Source organism: Arthrobacter sp. WCS2018Hpa-7, from assembly GCF_031843805.1.
Lineage (GTDB): Bacteria > Actinomycetota > Actinomycetes > Actinomycetales > Micrococcaceae > Arthrobacter.
On record NZ_JAVTJB010000015.1, the window covers coordinates 114,642 to 128,670 of the forward strand.

A 14,029-nucleotide genomic window follows, 5' to 3' on the forward strand; every position below is an offset into this window, starting at 1 on the left:
CGCGAGGGGTGTGTGCGGGCTACCACCTGCATTGGCTGGTGAAGCCCCTTGGCACGCCCGCTGCCGCCGCGTGTCCGGGGCGGATAGGGTTGGTTCATGAGCGACCACCACATCAAGCGCCTCGTGATCATGCGGCATGCCAAGGCTGATTGGCCCATGGGTGTGCCTGATCACGAGCGTCCCCTCGAAGAGCGTGGGCACCGTGAGGCTCCGCTCGCGGGCAAGTGGTTGCTCAAGCAGGGCGTGGTGCCGGACTTCATCCTGTGTTCGTCCGCACTGAGGACCCGCCAGACGTGCACCTGGGTGTGCGATGAGCTGGGTGACAAAGCGCCGACGCCGAAGCTTGAAGAGGGCCTGTACGCCGCCTCCGCGAACCGCATGCTAACGGTCATCAATCATGTCCCCGACACCGTGACCACCCTGATGGTCATCTCGCACATGCCCGGGGTCCAGGACCTCGCCATGCACTTGGCTTCGCGCGATTCGGACCACGACGCCTACATGGATGCCGCCACCCGATACCCAACGAGTGCGTTGACGGTATTGGAGACGGAGAAAACCTGGGCTGAGCTGGATGGGCAGGATGCGCGGCTGACGCACTTCACGGTGCCCCGCACATAACCTGCTACTGCGAGTTGCTGGAATCTCCGTGGGCCAACTGCGGCATGCACATGCAACGAATCTCGAAAACGGGCAGGCCCGCTGCTTCATCTCCGTGCCCCGTTGCGATCAGGTACTCGCCGTCGAACATGTAGACCGGCAACTGCGGTGCCATGTATTCGTTGTAGCGGCTGGGGTACACCCATTGCCCGCGGATATCGAAAGCCGGCAGTGCGTAGGGATCGCGCCGGTTGTGGGCGCTCGGATACAGTCCGTCGTCGATCATGATGTAACTCACCAGGCCATACGTGTGATGGTGGTTCATGTCCGTGGGAAAGAGGATTGCTTCCACAGTTGGGCCCCTTCAGAAGTTTCGACGATCGCGCTCCGGGCGGCGCGGACAGCTAGGTAAGGTTAGCCTAAGCTAACAGCTGGCTGGGCGTCGAATGTTCCCCTGTGTGACGTTGATCAACCCCGCGGCAAAGGCAGGTCCTCAGCGGCCACGTCCCGCAGTATGCGTACGGTGTGGCGGATGGTGGGGCTGGCGGTCATCGTTTTCCGGTAAACCACGCCAACTGAACGTTGCTGGACGGGGTTCATCACGGGAATGGCCATGACTCCCGGTGGAAGCAGCGGCCTCCCCAGGCGCGGCACCAGCGCCACGGCTACCCCTTGCTCAACCATGGCGATGTGCGTGGAAAAGTCGGGGTCATAGATGCGGATGTCGGGAACCCGCCCCAGTCCTGCGAAGATCTGCAACAGAGCCTCGTTGCAGATTGCCCCCGCCGGGGTGCTGATCCAGGTCTCGTTGAGCAAGTCTTCACGCTCGACGGCGTTGCGGGACGCGAGAGGGTGGGTGCTGTTGACCAGGACGTCGGCCTGGTCGATGCAGAGGTCCTCGTGCACCAGGTTCTCCGGGATCACCAGTGGCACGGAGTTCCAATTGTGGACCACTGCCAGTTCCGCCTCGCCGGATGCCACCCTCTGAACCGCTTCGCGGGGGTCCTCTGCCAGCACTGTGATCTCCACGGCGGAGTGGGCGGCCGCCATGCGCTTGAGCATTGGCCCCACCAGCCCCCGGCACGCGGTTGAGAACGCCACCAATCTCAGCAGGCCGGACGGTTTGGCGGGATCAGCGAGCAGCGTTGCCTGAAGTTCCTCCAGTTCACCCATGATCCGTCGGCCATAGCCGGCCAATGCCAGACCTCGCTCAGTGAGGAGCACGCCGCGGCCATTGCGCTCCAGGACGGCAACACCGGTCTGCTTCTCCAGTTTTTTGATCTGCTGTGAGACCGCGGAGGGGCTGAAGCCCATCACATCGGAGGCCGCCACCAACGAGCCGTGCTGTTCCACGGCAACAAGCGCCCGCAAAGCTGAGATGTCGATCATGAAGCAAATCTACGCGTTTCCATGCAGAATTCAACGCTGGTGCTTCACACTGAAGAGAGTCAGAGTGTACTTGTGAACCTTCGCCACTCCGCCCTCGCCGTTTTGGTCGCCGTCTTGTGGGGCATCAACTTCGTAGCCATTGACCTTGGCCTGCACGCGAACGGCAGGGAAGTTCCTCCGCTGCTTTTCGTTGCGATGCGCTTCCTGCTCGTCGTGTTTCCGTTCATCCTGTTCATCCGTAAGCCGGACGTGGGCTGGAAGGCGATAGTCGGCGTCGGACTCTTCATGAGTGCCGGTCAATTCGGCCTGTTGTACCTGGGCATGGCACTCGGGATGCCGGCGGGTTTGGCCTCACTGGTCCTCCAGGCGCAGGTCCTGTTCACCATCCTGCTGGCATCGAAGGTGCTGGGGGAGAAGCCCAGTCGTCGCCAGATGGCCGGCGTCGTGCTCGGCATTGCGGGCCTGGGCGTGGTGGCACTGGGGCGCAGCGCTGTGGCCCCCGTCCTTCCGCTCATGATCGTGTTGGCTGCGGCGTTGTCCTGGGCTGTTGGCAACGTGGCGGCCCGGCACTCCAAAGCCGCTTCCGGTTTGGGCCTGGTGGTGTGGTCCGGTGCAGTGGTTCCTGTTCCCTTGGCGGGGTTGTCGTTGGTAGTGGACGGGCCGGGCACGGTGTGGGCAACGCTCACGGACCTGCAGTCGGCCACCATCCTCAGCGCGATCTACACGGCGGTGTTTGCGTCCCTGATTGGTTATGGCATCTGGAACCGGTTGTTGTCGCTGTACCCGAGTTCCGACGTCGTGCCCTTCACGCTTTTGGTCCCTGTGGTGGGGATGACGGCGGCGTGGTTGGTCCTGAACGAGATTCCCACGCTCACCGAAATCGTGGGCGGTCTGATCCTGCTCCTCGGTGTGGCCACGGCAGTGCTCGGGGCGGGACGCAAAATCCGTCCCAAACCGACCGTTGCGGGGCCCGCTCTGCGGCTCTAATTTCCGCGGAAGCGCGCAGAGCGGGCCCCGCAACGGAGGGAATCAGCGCAGGGTGAAGATGGTCCGGTGCCAGTCCTTCTCGATGACGCCGTCCAGCTCCACCATCACGTGCTTCACCTGGGTGTATTCCTCAAAGGAGTACGCGGACATGTCCTTGCCGAATCCGGACTGCTTGAAACCGCCGTGGGGCATCTCGGAGATGATCGGGATGTGGTCGTTGACCCAGACGCAGCCCGCCTTGATCTCGCGGGTGGCGCGCATGGCGCGTTGGAGGTTGTTGGTCCAGGCTGACGCTGCCAATCCGTAGACGGTGTCGTTGGCGAGCTGGATCGCTTCGTCATCGGTGTCGAAGGGAAGAACCACCAGGACGGGGCCGAAGACCTCGTCCTTGACGATCTCTGAATCGGGGGCGGCGTCCACCACCAGGGTGGGCCGGTAGAAGGCGCCTTTTTCGAGGCCGCCGCCGGTAGGGGCATGACCCCCGGCCACTACTTTGCTGTAGCCCCGGGCTCGATCCACCATTCCCGCCACATGGTCGCGCTGCTTGAAGGAGACCAGGGGGCCAAGGTCCGCGTCGGTATCCCCAGGCGCGCCAAGGACGATCCCGTCGAACCGCTCGGCGACCTTCGCCACGAATTCTTCGTACACGCTCCGGTGCACAATGGCGCGGGTGGCGGCGGTGCAGTCCTGTCCGGTATTGATGAGCGAACCTGCAACGGCGCCATGCACTGCGGCGTCCAGCGTGGCGTCGTCGAACACCACAAAGGGTGCTTTTCCGCCCAGCTCAAGGTGCACGCGCTTGGCGTTGACGGCAGCAGCTTCCAGGACCGTGCGGCCCACCGCAGTGGAGCCCGTGAAAGACACCATGTCCACATCGGGGTGCCGCATGAGCGCTGCCCCAACAGTGGCGCCGTCGCCCACCACCACGTTCACCACGCCGTCGGGCAGCCCGGCATCCGTGAGCGCCTGCGCGAACATGAGCGATGTCAGCGGCGTGATTTCAGCGGGCTTGAGGACGATGGTGTTGCCAGCGGCGATCGCGGGCAGAATCTTCCATGCAGCCATCTGCAGCGGGTAGTTCCACGGTGCGATGGACCCCACCACGCCAATCGCCTCGCGGCGGATGGAGGAGGTGTGCTGGGGTGAGTACTCAGCTGTGGCTTTGCCTTCGAGGTGGCGGGCGGCTCCGGCGAAGAAATCGATGTTGTCGATGGTGCCGGGGACGTCGAATTCGCGGGTCAGCCGCAGCGGCTTGCCTGTCTGTGAACTCTCCACCCGGGAGAACTCCGCGGCCCGTTCCTCCATGATCCGGGCGAACTTCTGCAGGATCCCGGCTCGTTCTCCCGCGGTGGTCCGTGACCATGCGGGGAAGGCTGAGCGGGCAGCTGCCACCGCGGCTTCGAGGTCAGCCACCGAAGCGAGGCTCACGGTTTCCACCACCTCGGAGGTCGCGGGGTTGATGACGTCCAAGGTGTTGCCCGAGGTGCCGGACAGAAGGTGTCCGTTGATGAACTGATGCATGTGGGTGCCGTGCTTTCCCTGCCGGGCGTCGGTGTCCGGGCAGTGATGAAGGGACGACGCCGGATAATGGCGTCGTGCGGGGGAGGTGCGTTGCGTTGCGTTGCCGGGCAGGCAGGTGTCAGGCCTGCGTGCTTTCGCGTTCGGCGCTGTCCAGGATGGCCGCGAGACCGGCTTGGAATGCCTTCAATGAGTCGAGGTTTTGCAGTGCGGCGTGGTGTTTTTCCAGGAGGGGGTGCCCGGTGATGCGGGTGAAGACCCTGGGGTTGAGCCAGGGATCGTGGCCCTCGGAGTCCGGGAGTCGCTGGATTTCTACGGCAATGCCGGCGCCGAGTGCAAGGGTGTAGCTTTCCAAGGCTGCGTAGTAGTGCACCACGCGGTCCTCGTCGAGCCCGGCGTCGGTGAGGCATTGCAGGACGAACTCGATTGCCTTTAGCTCGCCGGGGCCGTAGGTGTCCGTGGCGAATGACTCGCTGCCCAAGGAGGGGTGCTGCATGAAAACCCTGAGGAGTTCGTCCAGGTACGCTTCAAGCCGGGTGCGCCAGTCCTGATCGCGCGCCGCGGCCAGCGTACGCTCCACCGATGTCATGAACAGCTTGTCCAGTGCTGCCCTGACGATTGCGTCCCTGTTCCGGAAATGCCGGTAGACGGCGGTGGCATCCACTTCGAGTTCCTGTCCCAGCCGGCGGACGGTCAACCGTTCGCCGGGTTCCTGGTGTGAAATCCGGAGGACGGCGTCAATGATGGTGGCTGGGTCCAAGCGCGTGCGGCGGTCCGTCGACTGTGCTGGCTGCACCATCTGTTGTCCGCCTTCCATGCGATCCCCGGTTGAATATCAACCTACATGATCCATGGGCACCTCCTTTCGAGGATAAGTCAAAGTCTTTGTCAGCGTTGATGTCAACACTGTTGACTTTAATGTGATCCGGCTCATAGTCTGTCTCCCAGAGTTGAATTTCCCTCGAAAGGACTCGATCGTGCACGCAGAGATTTTGTTGGAGAACGGATGGGTGTACACCGGCAAGGGCGCCGGACCCATTCGGGCAGATGTAGCAATAGGGGGCGGCCGGATCATCGCCGTCGGCAGTCCCGAGGACCTGGAGGAAACTGCGACGCCGAACACCCGTCGCGTGAACCTGGAAGGGCAACTGGTGCTTCCCGGGTTCCAGGACGCCCACATCCACCCCATCTTCGCTGGGATAGAGCTGCTCCAGTGCGACCTGACGGAGGTGGCCAGCGCAGAAGAGGCCGTGGCAAAAGTTGCCCGCTACGCCGCGGACAACCCGGACCAACCGTGGATCCTGGGCGCAGGCTGGTCCATGGATTTCTTCCCCGGTGGCACACCCGTGCGGGACTTGCTTGATGCTGTGGTCCCGGACCGGCCCGTGTACCTCGTCAACAGGGACCACCATGGCGCCTGGGCCAACACTGCGGCGTTCACAGCCGCCGGGATCACCAAGGACACCCCTGATCCGGACGGTGGCCGGTTGGAACGCGAACAGGACGGAACGCCGGCAGGCACCGTGCACGAAGGTGCCATGGACCTCTTCAACGAGGTAAAGCCGGCCGTGCCCTATGAGTTGGCGTACCAAGGGCTGCTCGCATCCCAGCAGTTGCTGCTCGCCCAAGGCATCACAGCCTGGCAGGACGCCTGGGTTCCCATCCCGGAAGGCGAACATGCCGATCACCTTGAGGTCTACCAGGACGCCGCGAAGGCCGGGGATCTCAAAGTCCGGGTCACGGCATGCCAATGGTGGGACAGGACCGCAGGCATGTCCCAGCTGGACGCAATCGTGGAACGCCGGAATAGCGTACGCGAAGCATTCGACCCCCTGCAGCTCAATGCCAACACGGTCAAAGTCATGGTGGATGGCGTGGCCGAAAACTACACGGCCGCCATGCACCATGTTTACCTGGACCACCACGGCCACCACACGGACAACCGCGGGATCGAGTTCTTCGAGCCGGAGCAGTTGAAGGAGTTCGTCACCGCGATCGATGCCGAGGGCATGCAGGTTCACTTCCACGCCCTCGGCGACCGTGCTGTCACGGATGCCCTGGACGCGCTGGAAGCAGCCCGGATCAGCAACGGCGCCAACGATCACCGGCACCACCTCGCTCACCTGCAGGTGGTCCGCGGCGAGGACATTCCCCGCTTCGCGGAGCTTAATGCGGCCGCCAACGTACAGGCTCTGTGGGCCTGCCACGAGGAACAGATGGACACCCTGACACTCCCGTTCCTGGAACCGGGTGCGGAAGACAGGCACTACCCGTTCGGGGAACTGGCCCGCGCCGGCGCCACAGTGGTGGCAGGCAGCGACTGGCCGGTCTCCACGGCCGACCCCATCGCAGCCATCCATGTAGCGGTGAACCGCACAGCTCCCGGCGAGGACTTGCCCCCGCTCGGCCCGGAATCACAAAAGCTCAGTCTCCACCAGATCGTGGACGCCTACACCCACGGCACGGCATGGATCAACCACCTGGACGCCGCAACGGGAACGGTGGAACCGGGGAAACTCGCCGACCTCGCCATTCTGGACGTCAATCTCTTCGAGCTTCCCGTGGAGGAACTGCACGGCGCAGTGGTGACGCAGACGTGGATTGGGGGCGAGTGCGTCTATGACCGGGCGGCCGCTCAAAGCCCACTCACGGAAACAACCCGCAGTCACCAGACGACGGTAACGCAGTGAGACGGCCGACAGCACCCCTGCCTGCGCAGGGTGCCGTGCGCCGCAAACAGCGGACGACGCCGTCGCGCATCACCGCGGTGACGGTGGCCGGCGTCGTGCTCGGCTTGGTCCTGGGCGGCTGCGGCACGCGGCCCGCCAGTGTGACCGACGCCGCGGGCGGTGCCAAGTACACCCTGTCCGACTCCACAGACAAGCCCACCCAGGAGATCGACAACTTCACCTGGGCCATGTACGCGGAGCCGTTCTCCCTGGACTACGCCTACGCGTTCGATTACCCGGACAACACTGTCCTGGCCAACGTGTGCGAATCGCTCTTCCGCTGGAATGCGGACCTCTCCACCTCGCCCGGCCTGGCCACGGGAGTGGAGAATCCGGATCCCCTCACGTGGATCTATACCATCCGTCAGGGCGTGAAGTTCCACGATGGCAGCGAGATGACGGCGGACGACGTCGTTGCGTCCCTGAGCCGCCACATCGATCCGGAAGTGGGTTCGTTCTGGGCGTCGTCCTACCAAAACGTGGAATCCATCGAGAAGACCGGTGACTACGAAGTCACGGTCACCACCACGCGTCCGGACTACGTGTTCAACAATTCGTTGGTTGGCGCCCCGGGCGTAGTGGAGTCCGCAGCAACCCTCGAGGAAGCAGGCAAGGACTACGGCAACTCCAAAGCGGGCGTGAACTGCACGGGGCCATTCCAGTTCGACCAGTGGGAAGCGGGGGAGAGCATCACCCTCAAACGCTTCGACGACTACTGGGATCCGAACCTGAAAGCCAAGTCGAAGCAGGTCACGTTCACCATGCTCCCGGACGCCACATCACGTATCAACGCCTTCCAGACCGGCGAAATCGACGGCGGCTTCGCGATTCCGTCCAACGCGATCGACATCCTCAAAGCCAACAAGGACGCCGGGTCCCTGTACTTCGGCAATGACACCTCCGTGCAGAGCATGGTCTTCACCAACCTGGCCGGGACCTTCCAGGATGTCCGGGTCCGCAAGGCACTCATGATGGCCATCAACCGTGAAGCGCTGATCAAGGCCGCGGAGCAGGGGTACGCGAAGAGCACGGACGCACTGACCACCAGGAGTGTGTGGAAGGACGTCCCGGCCGGCACAGCTGATGAGGCTTTTGATGGCCTCCTCTCCACGCCCTATGACCTGGAAGAGGCAAAGAAGCTGGTGAAGGAAGCCGGGGCGGAAGGCAGCAAGTTCGTCTTTGCCACCGCCTCCCTGAATGCCGCGTTCGACATCACGGCACGGGCCATCGCGTCCGCGGCCAAGGAGATCGGCTTGGAACCTGAAATCCAGACCATGTCCAACGACAAATACACCACCCTGTTCTCTGACCCGGAGGCCCGCAAGAACGTGGACCTGCTGGTGACGTCCTGGTACCTCTCCAGCACCGAACCCCTGGAAATGTACAGCGTGCTGCGGACCGGCGACTTCAGCAACTACGGCGGCTGGAGCAACGCGGAATTCGATGACCTGGTGAACTCCGCGTACAGCGTTCAGGACCCGGAAGCCCGCGGCAAACTCACCGGCCAGGCCGCAAAGCTGGCCAGCGAAGACGTGGTCTGGGGGCCGCTCTACGAAACCGTCACCTCCATGTGGCTCGGCAAACGCATCACTGGTGCGGACCCGTCCATCAACTACATGTACTACCCGTGGGCAGCCCAGATAGGAGGTCGCTGACATGACCGCTACAGATCAAGTCCAGGCTGCCAACGCGCCGGGCGCTCCCAGCCCCAAGCGGGACAAACGCAGGGCGGTCCGCCCGGCGGTCTACATCGTGAAGAAGCTGCTGGCCCTGGTGCTGACGTTGTTCGTTGCCTCCGTGGCCGTCTTCTTCTCCCGTTTCCTGGTCCCCGGAGACCCGGCCCGCTTCCTGCTGAGGGGACGCAGCCCCAAACCTGAGGCACTGGAAGAGATCACCCGGCAGTTCGGCTTGGATAAGCCGGCCTGGGAACAGTACCTGAACTGGCTCGGCGGCATCCTGCAAGGGGACTGGGGCCGCTCACTGACCTACCGCCAGGACGTTTCCGACGTCTTGCTCGGACGGCTGCCCACCACCCTGCAACTCGTCGCCTTGGCCGCAGTGTTCATCACCGTCCTTGGCTTGTTCGCCGGGATCGTCGCCAGCCTGAACAAGGGTTTCAGCGACCGCTTCATCCTCATTACGCTCACTGCGGCCGGGGCAGTCCCGCCGTTCGTTGCGGCCATTGCCCTGGTAGCGCTCTTCTCCGTGGGCCTGGGATGGTTCCCTTCCTTTGGAAGCGGCGACGGCGGCTGGGACCGGATCTGGCATCTCACCCTCCCGGCGCTCGCCTTGGGCATCACCTACATCGCCATGGTGGCCAGGGTTACGCGTTCCTCCATGAACGAGCAACTGCTCCGCGAACACGTCGAAGTGGCAACCAGCCGTGGACTCACCCGGGGGTCCGTGGTGGCACGCCACGTGCTGCGCAACGCCATGGGACCCATCCTGACCGTGAGCGGAGTGCTGGTGGCCGGACTCCTGGTCTCCAGCGCCATCATCGAGCGGACCTTCGGCCTCTCCGGCATCGGGCAACTCCTGGTGCAGTCCATCGACAGGCTCGACTTCGGTGTTGTCCAGGCGATCGTCATGGTGGTGGTTGCGGCCTTCGTCCTGGTCAACACCGTAGTGGATCTCGTCCAACCCCTCATTGATCCGCGGATCGCGGCCGGAACGGAGTCCCGATGACGTTAGCCATCCAGCTGCCGCAGGCGGGGCTTCGCCGTTACGGCAGCCTCCTGTCACCCATGGCGTGGGGCGCGCTCGCCGTTGCCACCGCCGTCGTACTTCTTTCGCTGTTCGCCCCGGTCCTGGCGCCGTACGATCCGGACTACGTAGATCTCAACAACGTCCTGGCCGGTCCCAGCGGGCAGCATCTGCTGGGCACCGACGCCTTGGGCCGCGACCTCCTCAGCCGGATCATGCACGGTGGGCGGACCTCGCTCCTGGGGCCCACCATCGTGGTGATCGGGTCCACTGTGCTGGGTCTGCTGCTGGGCCTGGTGGCCGGCTGGTCCGAAGGCTGGCTGGGCAAAGTCCTGGGCCGTCTTTTCGATCTCCTCTTTGCTTTCCCTGCGCTGCTCATGGCCATGCTGGCCATCGCTTTGTTCGGCAAAGGGCTCTTCGCACCCATCCTGGCCATGACCATCGCGTATGTTCCGTACGTCGCCCGGCTCGCGCAGTCCTTGGTGGTGGCTGAGCGCAGCAGGCCTTATGTCCAGGCGTACCGGGTGCTCGGATTCCGGACGCCCTGGGTGGTGCTGGGACGTGTTCTCCCCAACCTCATTCCCACTGTCGGCGCCCAATCAACACTGAACTTCGGCTACGTGCTGGCAGACCTCGCGGCGCTCTCCTTCATCGGGCTCGGGGTCCAACCGCCCACCAGCGACTGGGGCGCCATGATCGAGGAATCCCGCGGCGCCCTGCTGGGCGGCTACCTCCTTCCCGCCTTCTGGCCCGCCTTGGTGGTGGTGCTGGTGGTGGTAGCAGTCAACGTCATCGGCGAGGAACTTTCAGACCGCATCGGAGGAAAACTTTCATGAGCCAGTTGCTGCAGATCGAAGATTTTACGCTCGGGTTTCCGGGCAGGCCGCCGCTGCTGGACAGCGTTTCCCTGCACGTTAACGACGGCGAAGCGGTCGCCTTGGTGGGGGAGTCCGGCTCAGGCAAGTCGCTGACTACCCGTGCCGCGCTGGGGTTGTTTCCCGGCGGCGCACAGTCCTCCGGCCTCGTGTCCGTGAAGGGCCTCGACACCCTGACGGCCGGGAAGCAACGGCTCATGGAGCTGCGCCGCAAGCATGCCTCGATGATTTTCCAGGACCCCCGGGCCGGCATCAACCCGGTCCGGACCGTGGGGGACTTCCTGACGGAAACACTCGTTCGGTTTGAGGGTCTGACCCGCGCCGAGGCCACCGAACGCGCCGTGAAGCAACTGGAGCAAGTAGGGCTTCAGCGGGCCAAGGAACTCATGGACCAGCACCCGCACCAGCTCTCCGGTGGCATGCTCCAGCGCGTCATGATCGCCGCGGCCCTCCTGAATTCGCCGGATCTGTTGCTGTGCGACGAGCCCACCACCGCCTTGGATGTCACCACCCAAGCCGGGATTGTGCGGCTCCTGCGCGAAGAACAGCAGTCCCGGGGTATGGGCATGCTGTTCATCACCCACGACCTCAACCTCGCCGCCAGCCTGTGTGAGCGCGTCTATGTTCTCCGGCGCGGGGAAGTGGTGGAGCACGGGCCCACCCGGACTGTGTTCCTGACGCCCCAGCAGGACTACACACGGCAGTTGGTGGAGGCGACTCCAGTCATTGAGGCCGGTGGTGGTGCTGCCTTGGCTGCGGCTCGCGGACTTGAGCCGACAGGGCCTCCTTTGCTGGAGGTTGCGGGGTTATCCAAGACGTACCACCTGCCCCGCGGAGAAGTCATCACCGCCTTGGATGACGCCCGCTTCAGCCTGCCGGAGGGCGGGTCCCTGGGCATCGTGGGTGAATCCGGTTCCGGGAAGTCCACGCTCGCCAGGCTGGTGCTGGCGCTGGAAACCGCCACAGCAGGCGAACTCACCCTCCGCGGTGTCACCAGGCCACACCGGCCCCTGAAGACCTCCGAGCGGAAAGTGCTGGCCAAGGAAGTACAGATTGTCTTCCAGGACCCGTACTTGTCCTTGGATCCGCGGATCGCTGTTGGCAACGCTGTGGCCGATGTTTTCCGGCTGCACCAAAAGCAAGGACGCAAGGAATCCAAGGACAGTGCACGCGATCTCCTGGCACGGGTGGGGATCGGACCCGAGCGGTTCGATGCCAAGCCCCGGGCCCTTTCGGGCGGCCAGCGTCAACGTGTCGCCTTGGCAAAGGCCCTGGCTGCACGCCCGCGCCTCTTGGTGCTGGACGAGGCCACCAGCGCTTTGGACGTCTCCGTCCAGGCCCAGGTGCTGGAACTCGTGGAGGAACTGCGGGATCAGCTCGGTCTGACCATCCTGTTCGTCACCCATGACCTGGCCGTGGTGTCGCGGCTCTGCGCCGAAGTCATCGTGATGCACCAGGGACGGATCGTGGAGCAGGGGCCCACCGCGCGAATCCTTGAGGACCCCGGAGATGAGTACACGCGGAACCTCATCGCCTCCCGTCCCCGGCCCTTGTGGGACGCCGAGCCGGTCATTGCCTGACCGGCTCTTCGATCATCCATTGAAACAGGAGAACCTCCCGTGAAGACCACCGTTTTCGAACGGAATGTCCCGCAGACCGCCGTCGTATCCCACGCGCTGGAAGGTGCCGCCCACCGGCCTTTCTGGATCGACGACCTGAAGGACTCAGCAACTCATTACCCGCAGCTCGACGGCGATGCCGCCGCCGACCTCGTGATTGTCGGCGGCGGGTACACCGGCCTTTGGACAGCACTTCGCGCCAAGGAACGCGACCCTGGCCGGACGGTGATCCTGGTGGAAGCAGAACAGGTGGCCTGGGCAGCGTCCGGCCGTAACGGCGGCTTCTGCGAGGCCAGCCTCACCCACGGCCATGAGAACGGCAAGAACCGCTGGCCGGACGACCTGGAGATTTTGGACCGGCTGGGCATGGACAACCTGGACCGCATGCAGGAAGCCGTGGAGAAATACGGCATGGACTGCGATTGGGAGCGGACCGGTGAGCTCAACGTAGCCGTCGAACCGCACCAAGTGGCGTGGCTCCAGGAGGATGACAGCCCGGGCAGTGTCTTCCTGGACCAGGATGCCATCCGGGCCGAGGTGAATTCCTCCACGTACTTGGCGGGGCGTTGGCACAAGGACTCCGTGGCGATGGTCCATCCGTACAAACTCGGCCTTGAACTGGCGCGGGTGGCAACGGAGTTGGGCGTGGTGATCCATGAAGGCACCCGTGTGCGTGAACTGAAGGACCATGAGCGCGGCGTCACCGTCGTCACGGAACGGGGAAACCTGGAAGCCGGGCACGTGGTCCTTGGCACCAACGTGTTTCCGTCCCTGCTCAAGCGGAACCAGCTCATGACCGTGCCGGTGTACGACTATGCGCTCATGACCGAACCTCTGTCGGCAGAACAGCTGGAGTCCATCGGGTGGAACAAGCGCCAGGGAATCGGCGATGTCGCCAACCAGTTCCATTATTACCGCATCACCAAGGACCACAGGATTCTCTTTGGCGGGTACGATGCTCTCTACTTCTGGGGCCGTCGCGTGGACCAGCGGCACGAATACCAGCCGGAGACGTGGGAAAGGATCGCCTCCCACTTCTTCACCACGTTCCCGCAGTTGGAAGGCCTGAAGTTCACGCACAAGTGGGCCGGTCCCATCGATTCCAGCACGCAGTTCTGCGCGTTCTTCGGTACTGCTCGGAAGGGGCGGGTGGCGTACGCGGCTGGTTTCACCGGGCTGGGAGTCGGGGCCACGGCGTTCGCGGCCGACGTCCTCCTGGACCTGCTGGCCGGCCTCGACACCGAGCGCACCCGGGTGGAGATGGTCCGGAAACGGCCCTTGCCCTTCCCGCCTGAGCCGCTGGCCTCCTTGGGCATCAACCTGACCCGCTGGTCCATGGACAGGGCCGACCACAACCAAGGGAAACGGAACCTCATCCTCAAAGCGCTCGACGCCGTGGGGCTGGGCTTCGACTCCTGACCCCCCGGTTGTGGGGCCTGCTTTGCGTGTTTGGATCCCGGGGAAGGAACGCAGAGTGGGCCTCGCAACGCGTGGGGTGGTTTCGTTGTGGGGCCTGTTTTGCGTGTTTGGATTCGGGGGAAGGAACGCAGAGTGGGCCTCGCAACGCGTGGGGTGGTTTCGTTGTGGGGCCTGTTTTGCGTGTTTGGAT

At 63.9% G+C, this 14,029-nt stretch carries 12 protein-coding genes; 8 read left to right on the forward strand and 4 right to left on the reverse strand.

The window, feature by feature from the left end; translation table 11 throughout:
* Nucleotides 1-96: 96 nt before the first annotated feature.
* On the forward strand, nt 97-621 hold the full coding sequence (locus tag RQH14_RS16120) for a histidine phosphatase family protein (protein WP_253466467.1): 525 nt from the start codon (nt 97-99) through the stop codon (nt 619-621).
* A 4-nt stretch (nt 622-625) separates the two neighbouring features.
* On the opposite strand, the gene RQH14_RS16125 is transcribed toward RQH14_RS16120, so the two are convergent.
* The gene (locus RQH14_RS16125) at nt 626-952 is read right to left on the reverse strand and encodes a hypothetical protein (RefSeq protein WP_253466469.1); all 327 of its coding nucleotides are present in this window, start codon (nt 950-952) and stop codon (nt 626-628) included.
* A 116-nt stretch (nt 953-1,068) separates the two neighbouring features.
* Nucleotides 1,069-1,989, reverse strand: a complete 921-nt coding sequence (locus RQH14_RS16130; RefSeq protein WP_311214175.1) for a LysR substrate-binding domain-containing protein — start codon at nt 1,987-1,989, stop codon at nt 1,069-1,071.
* 21 nt (nt 1,990-2,010) lie between these two features.
* Between RQH14_RS16130 and RQH14_RS16135 the strand changes: the two genes are divergently transcribed.
* Complete coding sequence (locus RQH14_RS16135; RefSeq protein WP_311214176.1) at nt 2,011-2,976, forward strand: EamA family transporter; 966 nt, start codon at nt 2,011-2,013, stop codon at nt 2,974-2,976.
* Between the two features lie 42 nt (nt 2,977-3,018).
* Here RQH14_RS16135 and RQH14_RS16140 read toward each other — a convergent pair whose 3' ends face one another.
* Together RQH14_RS16140 and RQH14_RS16145 are read right to left on the reverse strand one after the other, a co-directional pair.
* On the reverse strand, nt 3,019-4,497 hold the full coding sequence (locus RQH14_RS16140) for a gamma-aminobutyraldehyde dehydrogenase (protein WP_253466477.1): 1,479 nt from the start codon (nt 4,495-4,497) through the stop codon (nt 3,019-3,021).
* 118 nt (nt 4,498-4,615) lie between these two features.
* Nucleotides 4,616-5,293, reverse strand: a complete 678-nt coding sequence (locus RQH14_RS16145) for a TetR/AcrR family transcriptional regulator (protein WP_253466480.1) — start codon at nt 5,291-5,293, stop codon at nt 4,616-4,618.
* Nucleotides 5,294-5,471: 178 nt separating this feature from the next.
* Between RQH14_RS16145 and RQH14_RS16150 the strand changes: the two genes are divergently transcribed.
* From RQH14_RS16150 to RQH14_RS16175, 6 genes are read left to right on the forward strand one after another with little or no spacing between them, the layout of a single operon-like run.
* Nucleotides 5,472-7,184, forward strand: a complete 1,713-nt coding sequence (locus RQH14_RS16150) for an amidohydrolase (RefSeq protein ID WP_311214177.1) — start codon at nt 5,472-5,474, stop codon at nt 7,182-7,184.
* Entirely contained in the window at nt 7,181-8,878 is a 1,698-nt protein-coding gene (locus RQH14_RS16155; RefSeq protein ID WP_311214178.1) for an ABC transporter substrate-binding protein, read from the forward strand. The genes RQH14_RS16150 and RQH14_RS16155 overlap by 4 nt, the downstream gene beginning before the upstream one ends.
* A gap of 1 nt (nt 8,879) precedes the next feature.
* A complete protein-coding gene (locus tag RQH14_RS16160; RefSeq protein ID WP_311214179.1) occupies nt 8,880-9,908 on the forward strand; it encodes an ABC transporter permease in 1,029 nt (342 codons plus the stop codon).
* A complete protein-coding gene (locus tag RQH14_RS16165; RefSeq protein ID WP_311214180.1) occupies nt 9,905-10,762 on the forward strand; it encodes an ABC transporter permease in 858 nt (285 codons plus the stop codon). Before RQH14_RS16160 ends, RQH14_RS16165 begins: the two co-directional genes overlap by 4 nt.
* On the forward strand, nt 10,759-12,381 hold the full coding sequence (locus RQH14_RS16170) for an ABC transporter ATP-binding protein (protein ID WP_311214181.1): 1,623 nt from the start codon (nt 10,759-10,761) through the stop codon (nt 12,379-12,381). The genes RQH14_RS16165 and RQH14_RS16170 overlap by 4 nt, the downstream gene beginning before the upstream one ends.
* A 39-nt stretch (nt 12,382-12,420) precedes the next feature.
* Nucleotides 12,421-13,839, forward strand: coding sequence for an FAD-binding oxidoreductase (locus RQH14_RS16175; RefSeq protein ID WP_311214182.1), 1,419 nt, complete (start codon nt 12,421-12,423; stop codon nt 13,837-13,839).
* Nucleotides 13,840-14,029: the final 190 nt, after the last annotated feature.